At 60.8% G+C, this 286-nt stretch carries 1 pseudogene; it reads left to right on the top strand.

From position 1 onward, the window contains the following. Positions 1-39: 39 nt before the first annotated feature. A pseudogene (locus NE591_RS15730) lies at positions 40-286 on the top strand (hypothetical protein); the annotation flags it as partial.

Raw genomic sequence — 286 nt, 5'->3', positions numbered from 1 at the left:
CTCTAACGCACGACGCCCCACCTCTTCGAAAGGAACTTCATGGATCTCGACGCCTACTTCGCTGAAAACCCCATGGGGGGCTCATTTCCCACCAATCCCGGCTTCATCTTCCAAGACTCGAACCTGCTGGACACGCTCACCGGCTTCGAGAACATCTCGCTGGCCCTCACCATCAAGGGCGAGCCGGCCCGCGCCATTCCCGGCAAGGTGAACGCCATGGCCGCGCGCCTCGGTGACCAGCGGCATGGGCACCTCGGGCTACAACAATTACAACTGCAACTTCGAG

This window comes from Adlercreutzia sp. DFI.6.23 (genome assembly GCF_024462535.1).
Lineage (GTDB): Bacteria > Actinomycetota > Coriobacteriia > Coriobacteriales > Eggerthellaceae > Adlercreutzia > Adlercreutzia rubneri.
This window is presented reverse-complemented; position numbering and strand designations above follow the sequence as displayed.